This is a genomic window from Stenotrophomonas sp. YJH_SMC_16, assembly GCF_059367875.1.
Window position 1 is genome coordinate 281,625 of record NZ_JCAFRH010000003.1, and the last position, 19,593, is coordinate 301,217.

Here is a 19,593-nt window from a genome sequence, read left to right on the forward strand (position 1 = left end):
ACGATCTCCTGTTGCTTTGACTGTTGCCGCTCAGAGCGCGCCAACGCCACCGAGGGCGAAGCTGGCGGGTTCACCGCGCAGCGGATTGACGAGTGCTGCGCCGAGCGCCGGCAGTTCGATTTCAAAAACATCGCCTTCTTCGGCGCGCACGTTGTCGGCAAAACTCAGCGTGGCGGTGCCGAAGAAGTGCAGGTGCACGTCACCCGGACGGCGATGGCCCGGATACTTGAAATGGTGGTATTCGAGATTGGCCAGCGAGTGGCACATGTTGGCTTCGCCAGTGACGAAGGGCTTTTCCCAGACCACTTCGCCATTGCGACGGATGCGGCTGCTGCCCTGCAGATCGGCCGGCAACGTGCCACTGCGCAGCTCCGGACCGACGGCGCAGGCGCGCAGCTTGGAGTGCGCCAGCAGCAGGTAGTTCTGCCGCTCGGTCACGTGATCGGAGAACTCGTTGCCAATGGCAAAGCCCAGGCGATGCGGGGTACCGTCGGCACCGATCACGTACAGCCCGACCAGTTCCGGTTCTTCACCCCCATCCAGGGCGAACGACGGCGACGGCAAGGCCTCGCCCGGGGCAACGACGATCGCGCCATCGCCCTTGTAGAACCACTCCGGCTGCGCGCCGGGCTGGCCATCACTGGGAATACCGCCCTGCAGGCCAGCCTGGAACATGCGCATCGAATCCGTCAGCGGCGCTTCGGCCTGCTGTGACAGCTGCTGGTGCATGGCATTGCGTGCCGCGGCACTGCCCAGGTGGGTCAGGCCTGTGCCGGTGACCAGGCAGTGCGCCGGGTCAGGATGGTGCAAGGGGCTGAGCACGCGACCAGCAGCCAGCAGCGCGGCATAGTCCAGCAGCTCGCCGCCCAGCAAGGGCGCCGCAGCCGCTTCCAGATCCTGGCCTGCGGCAATGGCACGCTGGGCCAGGGCATAGGTGGAATCAACCGCATCCAGCAGGCGTACCTGCAGGCCATCTGCCAGCACCACACCCACCCGCGTTGCGCCTAGATCATCAACAAGCTGGATAAATCGCATTGTGTTCCACCGGAGCCAAGAAGGCCGGGGGCTTCCGGACGCAGTCCCGCCTTCCGAAGGATTGCGCCGGATCGGAAGCAGACCCGGAGACCCGATTCTGCCCTTGCCACAGATACACAACAAATATACATTTGCCAAACAAACATACTCAAATGGATATGCATAGGCCCCATGCAGACCTCACCCTGGTTCGTGCGCGCCCGCCTCAAAACCCGGCAACTGATGCTGCTGGTGGCCATCGAAGAGGAAGGCAACATCCACCGCGCTGCTGAAGTGCTGAACATGTCCCAGCCTGCCGCCTCCAAGCTGCTCAAGGATCTGGAAGACATGATCGGGGTACCGCTGTTCGAGCGGCTGCCGCGCGGCATGCGCGCCACCTGGTATGGCGAAAGCATGATCCGCCATGCGCGCATCGCGCTGGCCAGCCTCGGCGAAGCGGGCGCTGAAATCGAAGCGTTGCGCAGCGGCCATGCGGGCCAGGTTTCCATCGGCACCATTTCCGGGCCATCTGTCACCCTTCTGCCCACCGCACTCGCGCGGGTCACCGAACAGCACCCCGATCTGCGCCTGTCAGTGCTGGTGGAAAGCAGCGACGTGTTGCTGGAGCGGCTATCGCAGAACCGCGTGGACTTCCTGGTCTCGCGCTTGTTCGCCCAGCATGACAAGAGCCAGCTGCATTACGAGGCCCTGGCCGAAGAAGACGTCTGCGCCATTGCCCGCCGTGGCCATCCGATCTTCCAGGTCAGGAAACCTGGCCTGCGCGACCTTGCCGCGCACGGCTGGATCGTGCCGCCCGTCGGCAGCGTGCTGCGCCACCGGTTCGAGCTGATGTTCCAGAGCGCCGGGCTGGAGCCGCCCCGGCAGGTAATCGGCACCGCCGCTCTGGTGTTCCTCACCAAGATGCTGCAGCAGGGCGATTATCTGGCCGTGGTTCCCACCGACGTCGCCCGCCACTACGCCGAGTTCGGCATGGTCGAGGTGGTGCCGGTGGAACTGTCGTGCCGGATGGATTCGTTCGGCATCATCACCCGCAGCGACTGGCTGCTGTCGCCCGGCGCGACCAACGTGCTCCAAGCGATCAGGCAGGCTGCCAATGAGGTCTACGGTCTACCGCCGGCCTGACCGGCGGCAGAGCCGGTGCCTGTTGCGGGCACCGGCCAACAACGGTCGAACTCAGGACCAGCCGGCGTCAACCACAAACTCCTGCGCGGTGCACGCACGCGACTGATCGGAGGACAGGAACAAGGCCATTGCCGCGATGTCGGCTGGCACCACTTTGTCCGGAAGGCACTGGTTACGCTGTAGTTCCTGCTCTCCAGCCTCATCCAACCACAGCTCAACCTGGCGCTCGGTCATCACCCAGCCCGGGGTGAGCATGTTGATGCGGATACGCTGCTGGCCCAGCTCGCGCGCCAGGCCGCGCGTCAGCCCCTGCACCGATGACTTGGCCGTGGCATACACCGGGTAACCACCGGTCTTGGTCTGCCAGCCGGTGGATCCCAGGTTGACCACCGATCCACCACCGAGGCGCTGCATGCCCGGCAACACCGCCTGGATGGCAAAGAATGCCGGACGCTGGTTGATGGCGATGCGGCGCTCCCAGTACTCCGGCGTCACCTCGGCCAAGGCGTGGCGATCATCACTGCCAACGTTGTTGATCAGCGTGTGCACATCACCCAGCGCGGCGCCGGCATCAGCGATGGCCTGCTGCAGCGCCGCCACGTCAACGACATCACAGCGGCGCCACCACGGCGCTGCTACCCCCTCTGCCTGCAACCTCGCCGCCAACGCTGAGCTGGCCGTCTCGTCGATGTCGATGAAGGCCACGCGCGCACCCTGCCGCGCGAAGGCCTCCACCATCGCCGCACCGATGCCACTGCCACCGCCGGTAATGAACACGGTTCTTCCCTGCAGGTCGGGGTACTGCGGCGCGATGGCCGGAGATGGATCAATGAACACTGAGCAAGCCTCCACTTAAATACATGCCTATTGATAACTATTTATATATGGATTTTGGCGATACTTTCATTTTTACCGCATCAATATGCCCTGTAGCATCCGCTCCCGTAAAGCGATCCGTTGTCGGCTCATCCGCATCGATCAACCGAACATCCCCCGCTCCACCTCGTCGCAAGGATCCACGCTCCCATGGGCTCACCGAAACAGGCAAAACGCCGCAGCCAGGACTGGTTCGGCCGGGAAGGCAAGCAAGGTTTCTACTACCGCAGCTGGCTCAAGAGCCTCGGTCTACCCCACGATGTCTTCGATGGCCGCCCCGTCATCGGTATCTGCAACACCTGGTCCGAGCTAACCCCGTGCAACGCCTCGTTCCGCGAACTGGCCGAGCATGTGAAGCGTGGCGTCTGGGAAGCCGGTGGTCTGCCGGTGGAGTTCCCGGTGATGTCGCTGGGCGAAACCCAGGTCAAGCCGACCGCAATGCTGTTCCGCAACCTGGTCAGCATGGACGTGGAAGAATCGATCCGCGCCAACCCGCTTGATGGCGTCGTACTGCTGATGGGCTGTGACAAGACCACGCCCTCGCTGCTGATGGGTGCGGCCAGTGTCGACCTGCCTACCATCGGTCTCTCCGGTGGCCCGTCGCTGTCGGGCAACTGGCGGGGCAACCCGGTGGGCTCTGGCACCGGGGTCATCGAGATGTCGGAGATGGTTCGTGCCGGTGAACTCAGCCAGAGGGAGTTCGTTGAAGCCGAAGCCAGCATGCAGCGCTCGAAGGGCAGCTGCATGACCATGGGCACCGCCTCCACGATGGCAAGCATGGTTGAAGCCCTGGGCATGTCGCTGCCTGAAAACGCCGCCATCCCGGCCGTGGATTCGCGCCGATTCCGCCTGGCCCACCTGACGGGTCGACGCATCGTGGAGATGGTCGAGGAAGATCAGGTGATGTCCAGCATTCTCACCCGTTCGGCGTTTGAAAACGCAATCAAGGCCAACGCTGCCATCGGCGGCTCCACCAATGCGGTGATGCACCTGCTGGCGCTGGCCGCGAGGCTTGGTGTGAAGCTGGACCTGGAAGACTGGGACCGCCTGGGCTCGCGCCTGCCCTGCCTGGTCAACCTCAAGCCATCGGGCAAGTATCTGATGGAAGACTTTTACTATGCCGGCGGATTGCCCGCCGTGCTGCGCGAAATCGCACCGTACCTAGACCTGGACGCCATCACGGCCAACGGGCGCACGCTCGGCGAAAACGTGGCCGACGCGCCGTGTTGGAACCGCGATGTGATCCGTCCGCTGGATCAGCCGTTCAAGCCCGAAGCGGGCATCGCGGTTATCCACGGCAACCTCGCGCCGAATGGCGCGGTGATCAAGCCATCGGCCGCCTCGCCCCACCTGCTGCAGCACCGCGGTCGCGCGGTGGTGTTCGAGAACATCGAAGATCTCAAGGCGCGCATCGATGATGAAGCGCTGGACATCGATGAAACCTGCATCATGGTGCTGAAGAACTGCGGACCGCGCGGCTATCCGGGCATGGCCGAGGTAGGCAACATGCCGCTTCCACCGAAGCTGCTCAAGCGTGGTATTACCGACCTGATCCGGATTTCCGACGCGCGCATGAGCGGCACCGCCTACGGGACCGTTGTACTGCACACCTCGCCCGAAGCCGCTGCCGGCGGCACGCTGGCACTGGTGCAGAACGGAGACTTCATCGAACTGGACGTGCCCAACCGTCGCCTGCACCTGGATGTGGACGATGTCGAACTGGAAAGGCGACGTGCGCTGTGGGTGCCGCCGCCCGCGCCGACCCGCGGCTGGGCCAAGCTCTACGTCGACCATGTGCAGCAGGCGCATCTGGGCGCCGACCTTGACATCCTCGTCGGTGGAAGCGGTCATAGCGTCACCCGCGACTCACACTGATCCCATGACGTCACCCTCCCTCCCCCCCACAGCCCAGGCGACGTGCGTGTGGCCCCTGGACGCTACGCTCGGCGAAGGCGCTACCTGGTCGGTGCGCGAACAGGCGGTCTACTTCGTTGACATCCTGGGCCGTCGCTTGCACCGCTATCGCCCAGCCGATGGACAGTGCAGAAGCTGGTCGTTCGAAGAGGAAATCACGGCGCTGGCAGAGCGCAGGGACCATGCGGGCCTGCTGGTCAGCCTGCGCCATGACCTGGCCCTGTTCGATCCAGAAACTGGAGATTTCCAGCGTCTGCATCGCCCCGAGCCAGAGCGGCCGAACAATCGCTTGAATGATGGCAAGTGCGATGCGGCCGGGCGCTGGTGGATCGGCAGTACTGACTTCCAGTGCGCAGCGGCGACGGGTGCCCTGTATCGCTATCATGAGGGACGCTGCAAACGGATGCGCGACGACATCCATATCAGCAATGGTCCAGTCTGGTCGGCTGACGGCGCTCAGATGTTCCTCAACGAAACTGGTGCTCTGCGTACCTGGCGTCACGCATTTGATCCGCACACTGGCGAGCTGGGACCTGCCGAACTCTGGCTGCAGCACGATGAAGCCGACGGCGCCCCCGATGGCATGGTCACCGACAGTGCGGGCTGCATCTGGATTGCCCGCTGGGGTGGCTCGAAGATCACGCGCCACGACGGCACCGGAGCGCTTGTTGGCCAAGTAGCCCTGCCGACGCAATTCATCACCAGCGCCTGCTTCGGCGGCAAGGACTTACGCACGCTTTACATCACCAGCGCACGTAGCGATCTGACCCCTGACCAGTTGAAGGACCAGCCTTTGGCTGGTGGGCTGTTTGCTGTGGAGCTTGAGATCGATGGTCCGCAAGCCGCTACCTTCGCTGGGTGAAGCCAGCTTGCCTGTTGCATTCAACTCAACATTCGGGGCTTAAACGATAGAAGGAACCGTAGTGCGAGCGGTAAGGCGGCCATTGCGCGGCCGCACCCAGCCGCTATCAGCGTCTTGAGCTGCGGGACCAACAGCGTGGCACCACGTCCTAGCAGGGCGATACCCCACAGTGGCACAGTACGCATCCAGTGACTAGCCCAGGGTCCCAAAAGCACCATCGTTTACACGTGGACGTATGGGTTCAAAATCTAGATGCCAGAACAACGAGCAACACAGGACACCAGCGTTGATTGGTGATGCCTTCGGCATCGAGGGGACCGGCCCGTCACAGCGCGCGTCATTTCTTTCCGGGGCGAGTCATCGCACAAGGAAGCCGCAGGTCTATAGGCGGTGTGTCTGCGCATGGAACACCACGCGCGCAGTCTAAGCGTCTGGTTCCCACGAGCCTTGAGTTAGACCCTCATACCGCCGAGGTTTCTTGCCCGCGCTGATCCCAACACGCCCTTGGATGTCTTCGACCGGATCTCAGCTGCCAGCGAAGGCAGCTCGATCATGTCGTGCCCAGGGGGGCCAACCCAAAGGTGAATCAGACAAGGTAGCCCAGACATCAAACCCAGCACCCAGGGGCTCCATGCATTCCAACTTGTGAGCTGGCTGAGGGTCGAACTGGGCAAGTACCCGTCGGCGATCACCAGTACGACCCCGACCCAGCCTGCCTGGACAACAGACTGCCAGCGCCTCAAAGCTCTCCGCCGCTCAGCGATTTGGCGCTCCACCGGCTCCCGACGGGCTGCGTCGGGCTCCTGAGCCAGCCAGCGTTCTGCGTCGACGCGGGTCACATGGCGCTGTCGGCTGGGTTGGCGCGGCCTGGGAGACACGTGCAGCCAAGACTGTATGAGACCTGTGATCCAATTCAGCAGCTCCATCGCGACAATCCAAGTGCCAGGACCAAGGACCTGCACCACTGCACCGTAGACGAGGATCACCGCCAAATACACGAACGGTTGATCGCCCGAGGCTGACCTCCCCTCCCAAACGCCACTGCCCAGCAACAGCGTGAAGATCACATCCGCTACCAGGACAAGTCCAAACAAGCGGAGCAGCCAACCGCCATTGTGCGCCTTGTCCGTGAGATCCCATGCAACCTTGTTCACGTCCAAATTCACTCTCCCTGCGGAACGCTAGATGATCGATGACATCGGTCAAGCGCTCACCGGTCAATCATGCCCTCAGTTGCCATCCACGCCCATGTCGACGACAAGACCCAGCACTGCTTGTTTTCCTCTGTAGATACCAACAGGGCATTTGCGACCAGGCCGCCACCATTCCAAATGCAGTGAGGCGAAGCCAATCGCCCCCTGCGACCCTGCCCAACAACTAAAGGCGTCGGACTTGATTACGGGCAAACAACGTCAAGCCAAGACCTGGGATGTACCGTCGCTGTAGATCATGTTGGAGGCGACGAATTTGATCTTCATGTCAAGGAGATCGGTGGCCAGCATCCACTGGTGCTCGGGCATGAACTGATTGAAGGTGAATCCAATGCCAGGGTTGGCAAGAGGCCGACCCGGATTCATGGGAGAGTTTACGGTCACATTCAGCCGGAACTTCACTTCACCAAACAAGTCCATGAACTCAATGGTTCCCTTGACTGCCCGGGTGGGTTTGGACTCTTCGGAAAGCGTGTAATCGCAATCAAACCAGATGTGATCCTCGTAGTCACCGTGGTCGTATCGCTTGTTCGAGACAGCGATCGACACCACGGACTCTTCTGCCTGACGCGCTCCGGATGAATTGCCATTGGCTCCTGCTGCCGGCACGGCGTTTCTTGCCTCGAGCAATGCCAAACGCCGTTCAATCTCTGCAAACCGCTCTTCCATGTCGCTCATGCGTCCCCCAGTTGTCATCCAGATATGAGCCGAGCCCAGTCCGGCCCCTCCATTTGCGAAGGCCACATGCAAGCGCCACCGACCATCACGCCATCATATTAGGCACGCGGCGTTTCGGCAGCAAGGCTGCAAAGTCCCGATGTGTCCCTTTGCCTACTACGCTAGGCTACGCATTGGAAACTCGTCAAAAATCTCTTGTTCGCTTAAGGCCCCACAGTGAGAAAGAAGCAGCGCCAAGTTGCAGAAGGCCACCTCCGGCAACAAGGTCAGGCCTACACTGCGGCCAGGACGAACGAAACAGGGGAAGATAGCAAGCCACGCGTCGGTTCGAGTGTGGGCAGCACCATTGCAGCTACAGCCGGCAGCCTGCTCGCGATCGCCACGATTCTGGGATTTCTCCTCCATTTTGCTGGGATGTATCGCAGACCACCTACCTGACTCAGCTGGGGCTTGAGCCAACCTCCTTCCCTTAGCCAGTCGATGCCAAGGTCATACATGGGGTCTACGTCGTGGCCTCTGAAGGCTCCGAGCTTTTCAAGGATGTGCCTTGGCCAAAGGTTGTCACCCTTCTCCTCCTCGCCACTGGCTTCCTTGTCATAACCGGGGCGCCAGCAAAGCCTGATACAAGGCTGAGGGATTGGCTGATGCGACGATCCTATTGGGTGCGACAGCCCATCGTTGTGCTTTTTACGCTCATCGGAGTGGCGGTCACGGGCGTCTGCGCAGCTGCTCTCCTTTCCATTGCCTCCACCATTCCTGGCATCGCTGGCGAGCGATTTGGCTCAGCGGAAGCGGCAAGGGTTTCTGATCGGCTCCGGAAAGGCAGACCGTCCAAGCAAACCGAGATCTGGAGAGGGGAGCACTTGCTTGGGTGGGGGGAGATCATCATCACCAGCAGCGAGGTAATCGCCTGGTATGACAGCGATCAAAAGGCACTGCGGACCATCAAGACCGAAGGGATCGAGCTACGGGCACCACTTGGACCGCCCAACGCTGTCCACTGACGCCCTGTCGCTCCTGTGGCAGATCCGGCGCTAGGGCGCGATTGGATATCCGGGCCCCTCCCTGCGCCCAATCTCACAGCCCTCGACTCCACGACCCAGTTGGATTCTGCGACGGGCACCATACCCAACAATTCGCTTCCATCCGCCTTTACAACTACGCTAGGCCAGTCTAATCAAGGATCGCCCCGTGGTCATAAACGTCAACGGCCTCTCGGCCAAAGAACTCAAATCACTGATTGCCCAAGCGGAAAAGCAGCAGGCCAAAGTAATGACACGCCCCAAGGCTGCGGCCATGCGGGCGAAGATCAACAAGTACGTCAAAGACCACGGTTACACGATTGAGGAGCTCTACGGAGATCTTTCAAGTCCAGCTTCAGGAAGGACCAAGAAGCCATCAGGCCGGAAGCCGGCGAGGTCGGCCGGCAGCAAAGTAGCGCCCAAGTACCGAAACCCGGCCAACCCAAATGAGACTTGGTCGGGGCGAGGCCGGCAACCGAGATGGCTGGCGGCGTTGGTTGAAAAGGGCAAGTCAGCGAGCGATTTTCTGATCAAATGAGTGCCAAGTCGGTGGCCTGAGTCAACGCGGTTTCCGCATACCGCTGGAACCGCGGCTTCCCAGCACGCTCGCTTGACTCATGGCACGACGGGACCTTCAGAGGGCTGGCGTTGCAGCCACGCCCTCTCAGGATCGGTAGCCCTCGGCTGGCTGCGCCAAGGGCTGGCGGAAAGCACTGCTTCGAGCTGCGCAACGTAGATGCTTCTGCCAATCGGCTGATCCGCCTGGGCCCGCGTATTGGAGTCATGGGATGAACGTTACGCAGGCGGCTGCTCGACGAACGGCTGAACCGCCGCTCGAACCACCAAGTCCATCAGCACCAGCGCAGCGCACATTCGGCATTTGCCCGAGCCACGCTGGTCCGGCCGGTGGAACCCTTCCCAGCCGCCGTCGCCCAACTGATCCAAGCCGGACACCGGCCACCGCCGGAGCAGCAAAGTGACGGAAGCAGCGCAGAACCCGACTCTTCTGCCGAAGCGAAAAAGGAATGCAAAGCGTGGCCGAGGACTGTCCAGATGACAGCATTCGCGGCAGAGTTGAGCACCTTATTCCAGCGTTCATTTGGCCAGTCCACCAACCTGCTCAATCGGCACCGCTTGCCGCAGCATTACAGATAGCGCCTTTCCGCATCCTCCAAGCGCATGCACAACAGCCTCAGGAGGAAGAAGAGATCACATCAATGGTTCCGGGGGCTTTCATCAACTCCATCGACCGGTTAGCGCATTGCCTTGGGTCGGCGCGTGCGCCGAACCGGTAAGCACACCAACGCCTGCTCATATCCAACATGTGTCGTGTCAAACAGCAGTGCCACCGCCGCGACCATTAGCGGACTGAGGTAGATCAGAAGGAGCGGGACGGCTTAAATCCAGACCGGCCGCACAGAAACTCACGAATCCAGCCTCACTGGTGCAATTTCCGGAGATCGAAGGAAACCAATCGCAGGCATCACACGCAAGACGCCATCCATTGACAAGCTTCTAGTTTGCAATAGATTGCGCGCTCAAAGGAACCTCCAATGAACCTAAAAAAGGCAAAATCCTATCTGCGCGCTTGCGGCTTCAAATTGGAACGTACAGGGTCTCAGTACCTACTTAGCATGCTCCCCGATCGGGAGTCGACAGCAATCGGTGTTTCTCTATCGCGAGAATACCAGACCTTTGAAGAGCTCTCGAATGCGTTGAACATCGCGGCAATGCGCGCATCACAGTACAACGCATGCGAGCAGTGGATTCAAAGTCTGATCGAAGAAGATCGGAGCCATGATCATGCGAACGTAGTAGAGGCACTAGATGCAGGAAGACGCCTACCTAGAACTCTACAAGATGAGCTGGACGCAAAGTTGATCGGCCTTTCCCCTTTCCCCTTGGCCTGGACCCCACTCGCAAAACCATTGCTGCTTCAAAAAGTAAGATCCCAATAGAGTTGCGCAGAGGGGCCTGACGAGAGATCATCCTTCCACCATCCCCAGGACGGAAAGATGATTGTCACCGGGAGCAACCAAAAGACGTATACAGAGGATGATATCCGGGATGCTTTGTCGCTTGCCGAAATGCGCTCAACTGTCCTTTTCAATAGCGAATCGCAGATCGTCGTCCCAGTCAACCACCCAACACGAAAGCACTTCAGGGCATTGGGACAACCGTCGAAAGCAAAACTGAAAGGCGATCCGCACGACACGAACCATGATCGCTGCATCGCGTATTTGGAGAACTTCCTTAAGAACGCAGGCGATTCTTTTGAGATCGTGACCTTTGTGCCCCGGTTCAGCGCCTACATTCACAAGGAAACCGGGCGTCCAGCTGCAAGTAAAGGCGAATCGAAAACGTACGAGCTACAACCAGTATTCAACGCCATCGCCGGCAGCGACTACAGATGGTTCACAGGGCCCAGTGCAAGAGTAATTTGCCCAGATGGCAGTTACATTGAGTCAGATCTTTGCGGAAGAGCTACCGCCACGTTCCACCCCACCAGGTTAAAGCCAAATATTGTGATCGAGGTGATCCGCTCACACCCACCTGACTTCGATACATTCGAAAGACTTGTCGAACTGTCCAAGAACAATACATTCGTATTGTTCTTCCTCATACCCGAGAACGATGACAACTCCGTTGAATCCCAATTCAATCGTGCTTGGCGAAAATATCGACTCCAACTACGCGTATCCTTCTACCTGATGGATGGCATGTTCTACGAGGCTGCTGTGCATATCCCAGACTCTGGAATCAACAGGCGCGCCGTGTACGAGCAGCTTGTTTCTGGCGTTCTGAATACGGCCAGGAGAGAGGTTCTTAGCCCCGACGAGTATAAAGCGACGCGCAGCTCATTCCGCACCATCACCACCGAAAGAACATCCAAACCATAAGGCCACACGGGGCGATATATGCGTCAGACATGACCACCAGCAAACGACGTGAAGCCAAGGCCTGGATGTACTGCCGCTGCAGATCAATTTAGCCGCGACGAATTCCAGTCGCCGTCGCCTGACTGATCCAAGCCGGACACCGGCCGCCGCCGAGGCAGCAGCACAGCGGAGACCGGGGCCTATTACAGCTCCTTGGGGCGCAAAGCATCCCTACGACTACTCATATTGAAGCTCTCCAAACAGGCCGATCATAAGATCTCCTTTGAGTTCTTCAAAGGGAATCTCCACCACGTCATCGGGATGCCTGGGTTTGGCCTCGCCGTCATGCGCTGAATTCTTCGTATGACCGTTGACGTTCTCCCCATTGTTCTTCGTGTAAGGAAGAACCACGATCCGACCGTGGTTTTTTGAGACGATCTTCCCCTCCCTCCAAACAGCGTCGGCATCGCCTCCTGCGCCGTCCGCCGCACGCTCCTTCACCAGCCATCCAACGTTGTTGAAGCTCTCATACCAGAAAACAAACGAGCCCATGACCACAGCCCGCTGCCCCCTCGCAAGCGCATCGGCCAAGAGTCGTTTGACACCTTCCAACTGGAGGAGCTGAGCCGCTCTGGGCAACAAGATCTGGCGAATCTTGGCCTTGGTCTTTCCCCAGTGACTCAAGGAACTGAGATCAAACCCATTGGCGATTCTCGCGCGGTAGCATGCAACTAGGAGCTTGCGATTGGCCCACATTGGATCGGACCAACTCCCGTCCTCTAGCCTTACAAAGATCAGATGACGGCTGTCTCTCCGCACGGAGATGATTTTCACGTAAGCGTGCTCACGCAACTTCTCTACGATCAGATCGCGATAATCCTCCGCCTTGGCGGATAGAACCAAATCAGCCTCATTGAAAACGGTTCTCGCTTTGCGCGCTTGTGCCTGAGCAAGCATCAAGCCCTCTTCTTCAGCCAGACGTCTGGCGGCCTGTAGCGCCTTCTCGGCCTTCAGTCGGAGTGACACCCGCTGCTCATCGGACGCCAGGGCGTCGATCTGAAGCGCGGCCTGTTCGTTCATCAGGCGACACGTGTCCTCAAGCTCTTCGCGGTCGCGCGAGGCAATCGCAAAGAAAGCGCCATCCCTCGCAACGGGTGGAGCCTTCGGCCGGCGTCAGCCACTGCCCTGATACGGAGTCGGTTCCCGATCTGGCAATCAGGCAGGCAGATAAAGCGCTTTATCAAGCGAAGAGTGCGGGGCGAAACCGGGTGATTCTCTATCGGAAGCGCAGTCGTTCCAATGCCGTGCCCGCCGCGTAAGCGGGTTTGGCCGTTACGGTGGGGAGTGCGTCAGGCCGACGGCACCACCCGTACGCTGGTGAATGGATGCGCGACGCTCCTCGGCAATGTCGTGGAATCAATATTCCTGAAGGATCTTCCAAGGGTCGGCCCCCGCGCCCCGCCACTCGTCGACCGCGTGGGCTCATAGGCCCAGGACACGCGATGGTTGCTTGCCCGTCGAGCGAGTCTGACCCGGCGGAGCATTCCCCCCTGCGGCTTGCCATCTGAATTGATCAAGATCATGGCAGGACGGCATGCTGCGCCGCACCATTTGCATGAAGCGAGCCCCGCTCGCTGAACGCCTGATCCGCCACCAGTACCCCGCGCCGCAGCGATGTCGATGCAACGCGCGGGCCATTGCATGGACCGGATCGATCTGATCGCTGGAGAGCTCACAATATGAATATCTGTGGAAAAGCTGCGCTGGTTACCGGCGCTGCGCAAGGCATTGGTCGCGCGATTGCCTTGCGCCTGGCGCGTGATGGTGCTGACGTTGCATTGGTTGACCTGAAAGTGGACCGACTCCAGGCGGTGGCCGAAGAGATCTCCTCCATGGGACGCAAGGCAATCGTCATCACTGCGGATGTGGGTGATCGCTCCCAGGTATTTGCAGCGGTGAATCGTGCAAGCGAAGAACTTGCCGGCTTTGACATCATCGTCAACAACGCTGGAGTATCGCAGGTCAAGCCGCTCGCCGATGTAACGCAGACCGAGGTCGAGGCGATCTATCGCATCAATGTTCAAGGCACGATTTGGGGCATCCAGGCTGCCGCAGAGCAGTTCAAGGCCCTGGGTCGCGGCGGGAAGATCATCAACGCCAGCTCCATCGCCGGCCATGAGGGCTACGCGCTTCTCGGCGTCTATTCGTCAACGAAGTTCGCTGTCCGGGCCCTTACGCAAGCGGCGGCAAAGGAACTTGCGGTTCACGGCATCACCGTCAATGCCTATTGCCCCGGTGTGGTTGGCACCGACATGTGGGTGGAGATCGACCAGCGCATGGCCGAAATCACCGGCGCTCCAATTGGGGCCAGCTATGAAAAGTTCGTCAAAGGCATCACGTTGGGCCGAGTGGAGACTCCGGAAGACGTGGCTGCGTTTGTTGCCTTCCTTGCAGGACCGGATTCGGACTACATGACGGGACAAGCACCATTGATCGACGGCGGCCTCGTGTTCCGCTGATGGGTCAAACCATCCGTGCCGCGGGCGTGGCAAACACGCCCCCCCCCGGGTACCTGCCCCAGGATCTCAATGTCGCCCTCCATGCCCTCGCATACCCTGTCTACACCTGAGCCTACGTCCATCAGCCGAACCCGGCAGACATTCATTCTTTCGGTCGCAAGCCTTATCGAGGTGCATTGGGAGGGCGACGTACGGGAGGTCAGCCTTCCCGGCCAAGCTGGCAGATTTGGCGTGATGGCAAGGCACGCACCAATGCTGGCAACGCTGCGCGAGGGCCTCCTCCTGATCTACCCGGATGCGGCCGACAAGCCGCCATTTCATTTCTATGTGTCAGGAGGCTTCGTGGAGGTGTTACCGGCGCGGGTGACTGTTCTGGCCGACCTGGCGCTCAAAAGCGAAGACAAGGACGCGGCCAGAGCCGAGGTGGCAGAAGCTGCTGCCAGCTCACCCATGGCACGCTGCTTCAGCAGCGGTGCTTACGTGCAAGCTCACTTGAATCTCATGCACCACTTCGGGCAGCCCCCGCGCCGCGAGCCGTGAGCGGTTACCAGCCTTGTGTGCTGCTTTGAGAGTTTTTCCCCGTCCACGCACGGATAGAGTCAGGCTCGGCCATGCCAAATCGTTTCAGATCAGCGTTCCAATACTTCAGGCGCGCAGTGCCATTCAAGCTGCCGCAGGCATTGGCAACAACGGTCGTGCTGATCGTTCTACTCTTGCTGCCCTGTCCTGCCGAACTGACACCCCAGGCCTGGGCGCTGGTGGCCATATTCATCACAACCATCGTCGCCATCATCCTCAAAGTGATGCCGATCGGTGTAATGGCGATGATGGCCCTGGTACTGGTAGCACTGTCCCAGGTGACAGCGAGCAGCTCAAAGGGCGCCATCACCGACGCACTTTCGAGCTTCTCGAGTCCGCTCATCTGGCTAATCGTGCTTGCGATTCTGATCTCTCGCGGCCTGAAGAAGACAGGGCTGGGCAACCGTATAGGCATGTTGTTCATTGCACTGCTTGGCAAGCGCACGCTCGGAATCGGCTACGGCCTCACGATATGCGAGTTGGTGCTCGCGCCTTTTACCCCCAGCAACACGGCTCGCGGTGGCGGCATTGTCCACCCGATCATGAAATCGATAGCCAACGCGTTTGATTCCGATCCAGGCAAAGGCACCGAGGGCAAGGTCGGAACCTATCTGGCGCTGGTGAACTACCATGCCAACCCCATCACATCGGCCATGTTTCTGACTGCGACCGCACCGAATCCATTGGTAGTGGATTTTGTCGCCAAGGCGACCAATCAACAGTTGCACCTATCCTGGACAAGCTGGGCGTTGTGCATGCTCCTGCCGGGGCTGGCCTGTCTAACTGTGATGCCGCTGGTCATCTATTTGATGGCTCCGCCGGAACTGAAAGTGACGCCCAACGCCGTCAACTTTGCCAAGGGCGAGTTGAAGGCGATGGGGCCGCTGACACCGAAGGAGAAGGTGATGATCGGAACCTTCGGCCTGCTGCTGGTTCTCTGGGCGAACATCCCCGCCATGATCCTCGGCCCCGCGTGGACATTGGACCCCACGGTCGTGGCGCTTGTCGGCCTGTTCGTGCTGATCATCACCGGCACACTGGACTGGGACGATGTGCTCTCCGAGAAGAGCGCCTGGGACACCCTGATATGGTTCGGCGCGCTGGTAATGATGGCGGAGCAGCTCAACAAGCTGGGCGTGATTTCCTGGTTTACAGAGGCAATGAAGAACTCCATCACCGCAAGTGGCATGGACTGGCAGGCAATCGCAGCCGTGCTCATTTTGGTCTTTGTCTTCTCCCACTACCTGTTTGCCAGCACCACCGCCCACATCAGCGCAATGCTGCTCGCCTTCCTCGGTGTGGGGGCACTGTTCATACCCGCCGACTATGTCCCCCTCTTCATGCTGATGATGACGGCCTCCTCGGCCATCATGATGACGCTGACTCACTACGCCACCGGCACGTCGCCCATCATTTTTGGTAGTGGCTTTGTCACCTTGGGGGTGTGGTGGAAGGTCGGCCTGGTCATGTGCCTGGTTGAACTTCTCATCTTCGCGATAGTGGGCAGCGCTTGGTGGCGAGTCCTTGGGTTCTGGTAGAAGGCGACCGTTCGACAGCTCGCAAGCACACTGGATGTGGCCTCAGAGGCCGATAGCGTTCACCCAAGTGACGACACAATCATCATAGTTTTGTACGACTAGCTTTCACTGCGGCTTTGGCCGGCATATCGGTCGTGCGCAGCACGCAGTCCGAACTGCTGCGTGAGATCGCGCGTATAGCCTATGTCGAGCCCCCCGGTGACCGGAATGGAGTCGACTTCCGCAGCGACCGTGACAACTCCGGATAAAGGTCCGTGGAGTCGCAGGCATGAGGGTTATTAGGAAGATCTGGCACGGGTGCGCAACTACGCAGCGCCGATCTTCGAGGCTCTCCAAGGCAAGGCTGGTGCTGCTAACTCCCTGGCCGATCAACACTTGATCACCACGACCACGCATTTCGTGGGCGATGGCGCAACCGCAACGTCAGGGATCGAGGCAACGCCATCGTCAGCGAGATCGCATCTCGCGACATCCATATCGGCGGACAAGCCGGTGATGGTTCGACTGACATGCCCTTGCGACCACAGTTCTTCCATGGCCTTGCTGATACACGTCAACTAGGCCTACAGGCGCAGTCCCCACCTGCGATCTGATAGCCACCGGCATTCATCCGAGTTAGCACTAGGTCGAGTGGACAGCGGTACTCTGTCCGTGTCGTTTGACCTTGCAGAGTGTCCTGTCCGCATTGACGAAACAGTCCTAAGCAATCCCCTCCTGAAATTATGCCCACAACTGTCTCTAGCGTGCTGACATACATCTGAGGAATGTACAGGTAGACACCCTCGAGACCGAGAGCGCTCTAACTGGTAGTTCAACTCAGCCTAGATAGCTAAAGAAGAGCTCGGGCGGGCCGTTAATGCTTTACTGCCTGCCGGGTCCCTCCCCTAAGCAGACATCCCGGCAGTCGGGAATCGACTGACTACGGAATTTCACAAAATGTACACAATGCGCCGCCTGAAAGTGGGCACCCGGCTGACGCTCGGCTTCGTCATCCTACTGGCCTTGATTGCGACCATTCTTGGGATCGCTCTGCACAGCACCTACAAACAGCGCCAACAGTTTGAATCGGCAGTCAACTTACGTGTCGCCCGCATGGGTGAGCTCTATGGACTGCTCGCGCTGAACAAAGAGATGATGCTGCTTCGTCGCGACATGCTCCTGAAAAGAGGCTCGGATGTAGCTGCTGACACCGACAGAATGGAGAAGCTGAAGTCAGAGTACGACCAACGCTGGACTGCCTTTACCTCAAGACCAGCCAGCACCGCTGAGACCCAAGCCTTGAGGCAGCGGGTCAACAGCGCGGCGGTCGCGGCCAGCGATCTCAACAAGGAGTTGGATCAGCTTATCAAGTCCGGTGACTACGATGCGGCCAATCTCCTTCTAGTCACCAAGGTCAGACCAGCCTCTGACAACTGGAATTCAGCTCTTACTGACTTCACCACGTTGCAGCACCGCTTGGTGAAGGAAGGTGCGGAGGAAGCAGCTTCGCTATCGCTCAGGACTACTGGCCTGCTGACGACCTTCGGAACGTTGAGCCTCGTCATTGGAGCGCTTGCATCCTGGCTTATCTCTCGCAGCCTGACTGGCCCCCTTTCGAAGGTCTTAGCCTCGATCGAAGCGGTAACGCAAGGCGATCTAAATGTGCGTCACAGAGATGAAAGCCCTGATGAGGTCGGACAAATGCTCCGATCCACGGATGGCATGATTGAGATGCTCCAGCGCTTCTCTAATCAGACCCGAACCATGATTCACATGCATGCCGGCGAGGACATTAGCTTCCGCATGCAGACGGACTTCCCAGGCGTTTACGGCGAGCTGGCATCAGGGATGAACACCATGGTGTTTGAGCACTTGGATGCGATTGTCGACGCTATAGAGGTTCTGAATGAGTATGCGCAAGGAAACCTCAGCCGCGACGCGAAGCGCTTGCCCGGCACACGCGCAATCATCCACGAGTCCATGGACGCGGCCAAGTTCAGCTTGGAAGCGATCAACGGAGACATCAAGCGACTTGCCCAAGCAGCAGCCGCTGGTGACTTCAGCGTCCGCGGCAATGCGCAAGCCTATCACCATGATTTCCGGGTGATGATTGAAGATCTGAATCGGTTGATGGCTACAGCAGACGAGAGTTTGAGCGCGCTCTCAGCGGTCCTGAGTGCGATGGCCGAGGGCGATCTGACCAAGCGAATCGAAGGAGACTACCAAGGCGTTTTTGCAGCAATGCAGCGAGATGTGAATCGAACTGCAGGAAACCTGACCGAGATCGTGCGGCGCATCCAGCAAGCCTCTGCGTCCATCGCTACCGCAGCCGATGAAATCGCGGCAGGGAACAGTGACCTCTCACGCAGGACCGAATCGCAGGCCGCAAACTTGGAGGAAACTGCCGCATCAATGGAAGAGCTGACCTCGACGGTACGCCAGAACGCTGAGCATGCACAGCAAGCGAACGCCTCCTCCGAAAATGCAGGTGAAGCGGTTGCAGACACCACTCGCGTCGTTAGTGAAGTGGTCGAGGTGATGGGACAGATCAATTCATCGTCGCAACGAATTGGCGAGATCGTTACCCTGATTGACGGCATCGCCTTCCAGACCAACATCCTTGCATTGAACGCAGCGGTTGAGGCGGCTCGCGCTGGGGAGCAGGGGCGCGGATTCGCTGTAGTCGCTTCGGAGGTACGCACACTCGCTCAGCGTGCCGCCGCGTCCGCAAAGGACATCAAGGCACTCATTGATGAATCGACCAGCCAGGTCGAGGCCGGGATTTCGATTGCGAGGCGGTCAGAGGCAAGCATGGGAGAGCTGGGACATTCAGCAGCTAAGACTGGAGAGATCGTGCGCCAGATCGCCCAAGCCAGCATAGAGCAAGCCTCGGGAATTGAGCAGGTCAATCAAACAATCGCTCAGATGGACGAGGCAACGCAGCAGAATGCTGCCTTGGTAGAGGAGGCAAGTGCCGCGGCCCGATCGATGGCCGAGCAAGCGAGTGAGCTTGAAAAGGCGGCTTCTCTCTTCAAAATTGAGGGAACCGAATCCAACCAGCCGAACCGAGCTTCGGTTCACTCTCTCCACATCCCCAAGCGGGTATCGGGACAATCTGTAGCAGAGTGGTCGACGTTCTGAGGCTGAAGACCAACCATTGATGGATGCCGGCCCCACGGGGGGCCGGCATACTCCGTGCTGATTCGATCATCATGCTGGAAGACGAGCCTACGACGAAGCTGATTCCGCTGTCGAGCGCCTAGCACAGCAACCGGCTGGCGATTTTCTGGCTCTGGACGTGGCCTTGTCCGGGACGAATGGACGTGCACGCCTTCGCTCGTTAAGGGGCATGCCGGTCACTGGCTACGCCGGCGGACTG

General features: G+C 59.6%; 17 protein-coding genes. 12 read left to right on the forward strand and 5 right to left on the reverse strand.

From position 1 onward, the window contains the following. Positions 1–30: 30 nt before the first annotated feature. A complete protein-coding gene (araD1, locus tag AC5P6E_RS08800; protein ID WP_495230877.1) occupies positions 31–1,035 on the reverse strand; it encodes an AraD1 family protein in 1,005 nt (334 codons plus the stop codon). Positions 1,036–1,206: 171 nt separating this feature from the next. Between araD1 and AC5P6E_RS08805 the strand changes: the two genes are divergently transcribed. Further along, positions 1,207–2,157, forward strand: a complete 951-nt coding sequence (locus AC5P6E_RS08805) for a LysR family transcriptional regulator (RefSeq protein WP_495230878.1) — start codon at positions 1,207–1,209, stop codon at positions 2,155–2,157. Between the two features lie 51 nt (positions 2,158–2,208). Here AC5P6E_RS08805 and AC5P6E_RS08810 read toward each other — a convergent pair whose 3' ends face one another. After that, positions 2,209–2,994 (reverse strand): SDR family NAD(P)-dependent oxidoreductase, encoded by a 786-nt coding sequence (locus AC5P6E_RS08810; RefSeq protein ID WP_495230879.1) that lies wholly within the window; start codon positions 2,992–2,994, stop codon positions 2,209–2,211. Between the two features lie 189 nt (positions 2,995–3,183). Between AC5P6E_RS08810 and AC5P6E_RS08815 the strand changes: the two genes are divergently transcribed. Together AC5P6E_RS08815 and AC5P6E_RS08820 are read left to right on the forward strand one after the other, a co-directional pair. Beyond that, positions 3,184–4,908: an IlvD/Edd family dehydratase gene (locus AC5P6E_RS08815; RefSeq protein ID WP_495230880.1), complete on the forward strand. Its 1,725-nt coding sequence runs from the start codon at positions 3,184–3,186 to the stop codon at positions 4,906–4,908. A 46-nt stretch (positions 4,909–4,954) separates the two neighbouring features. Beyond that, a complete protein-coding gene (locus tag AC5P6E_RS08820; RefSeq protein ID WP_495230881.1) occupies positions 4,955–5,809 on the forward strand; it encodes an SMP-30/gluconolactonase/LRE family protein in 855 nt (284 codons plus the stop codon). 452 nt (positions 5,810–6,261) lie between these two features. On the opposite strand, the gene AC5P6E_RS08825 is transcribed toward AC5P6E_RS08820, so the two are convergent. Continuing rightward, positions 6,262–6,963: a hypothetical protein gene (locus AC5P6E_RS08825; protein ID WP_495230882.1), complete on the reverse strand. Its 702-nt coding sequence runs from the start codon at positions 6,961–6,963 to the stop codon at positions 6,262–6,264. Between the two features lie 258 nt (positions 6,964–7,221). Continuing rightward, a complete protein-coding gene (locus tag AC5P6E_RS08830; protein ID WP_293793111.1) occupies positions 7,222–7,698 on the reverse strand; it encodes a hypothetical protein in 477 nt (158 codons plus the stop codon). A gap of 509 nt (positions 7,699–8,207) precedes the next feature. Between AC5P6E_RS08830 and AC5P6E_RS08835 the strand changes: the two genes are divergently transcribed. From AC5P6E_RS08835 to AC5P6E_RS08850, 4 genes are all read left to right on the forward strand, one after another. Further along, entirely contained in the window at positions 8,208–8,702 is a 495-nt protein-coding gene (locus AC5P6E_RS08835) for a hypothetical protein (RefSeq protein WP_495230883.1), read from the forward strand. Between the two features lie 187 nt (positions 8,703–8,889). Continuing rightward, entirely contained in the window at positions 8,890–9,258 is a 369-nt protein-coding gene (locus AC5P6E_RS08840; protein WP_293793107.1) for an H-NS histone family protein, read from the forward strand. A 1,015-nt stretch (positions 9,259–10,273) separates the two neighbouring features. Next, positions 10,274–10,678, forward strand: coding sequence for a hypothetical protein (locus AC5P6E_RS08845; protein WP_495230884.1), 405 nt, complete (start codon positions 10,274–10,276; stop codon positions 10,676–10,678). Between the two features lie 57 nt (positions 10,679–10,735). Then, complete coding sequence (locus tag AC5P6E_RS08850) at positions 10,736–11,620, forward strand: hypothetical protein (RefSeq protein WP_495230885.1); 885 nt, start codon at positions 10,736–10,738, stop codon at positions 11,618–11,620. 216 nt (positions 11,621–11,836) lie between these two features. Here AC5P6E_RS08850 and AC5P6E_RS08855 read toward each other — a convergent pair whose 3' ends face one another. After that, positions 11,837–12,679: a hypothetical protein gene (locus tag AC5P6E_RS08855; protein WP_495230923.1), complete on the reverse strand. Its 843-nt coding sequence runs from the start codon at positions 12,677–12,679 to the stop codon at positions 11,837–11,839. On the opposite strand from AC5P6E_RS08855, the gene AC5P6E_RS08860 reads away from it, so the two are divergent. The 5 genes from AC5P6E_RS08860 (at position 12,619) to AC5P6E_RS08880 (ending at position 19,355) form a co-directional block, all read left to right on the forward strand. Further along, entirely contained in the window at positions 12,619–12,918 is a 300-nt protein-coding gene (locus AC5P6E_RS08860; RefSeq protein ID WP_495230886.1) for a diguanylate cyclase domain-containing protein, read from the forward strand. The two genes, AC5P6E_RS08855 and AC5P6E_RS08860, sit on opposite strands and share 61 nt — an antisense overlap. Before the next feature lie 420 nt (positions 12,919–13,338). Beyond that, entirely contained in the window at positions 13,339–14,118 is a 780-nt protein-coding gene (locus AC5P6E_RS08865) for an acetoin reductase (RefSeq protein ID WP_495230887.1), read from the forward strand. 81 nt (positions 14,119–14,199) lie between these two features. After that, positions 14,200–14,658 carry an ATP synthase F1 subunit epsilon gene (gene atpC, locus AC5P6E_RS08870; protein ID WP_495230888.1) on the forward strand — a complete coding sequence of 153 codons (459 nt, stop codon included), beginning with the start codon at positions 14,200–14,202 and terminating at the stop codon, positions 14,656–14,658. 116 nt (positions 14,659–14,774) lie between these two features. Further along, complete coding sequence (locus tag AC5P6E_RS08875; RefSeq protein WP_495230889.1) at positions 14,775–16,235, forward strand: DASS family sodium-coupled anion symporter; 1,461 nt, start codon at positions 14,775–14,777, stop codon at positions 16,233–16,235. Positions 16,236–17,180: 945 nt separating this feature from the next. Beyond that, the gene (locus tag AC5P6E_RS08880) at positions 17,181–19,355 is read left to right on the forward strand and encodes a methyl-accepting chemotaxis protein (protein ID WP_495230890.1); all 2,175 of its coding nucleotides are present in this window, start codon (positions 17,181–17,183) and stop codon (positions 19,353–19,355) included. Positions 19,356–19,593: the final 238 nt, after the last annotated feature.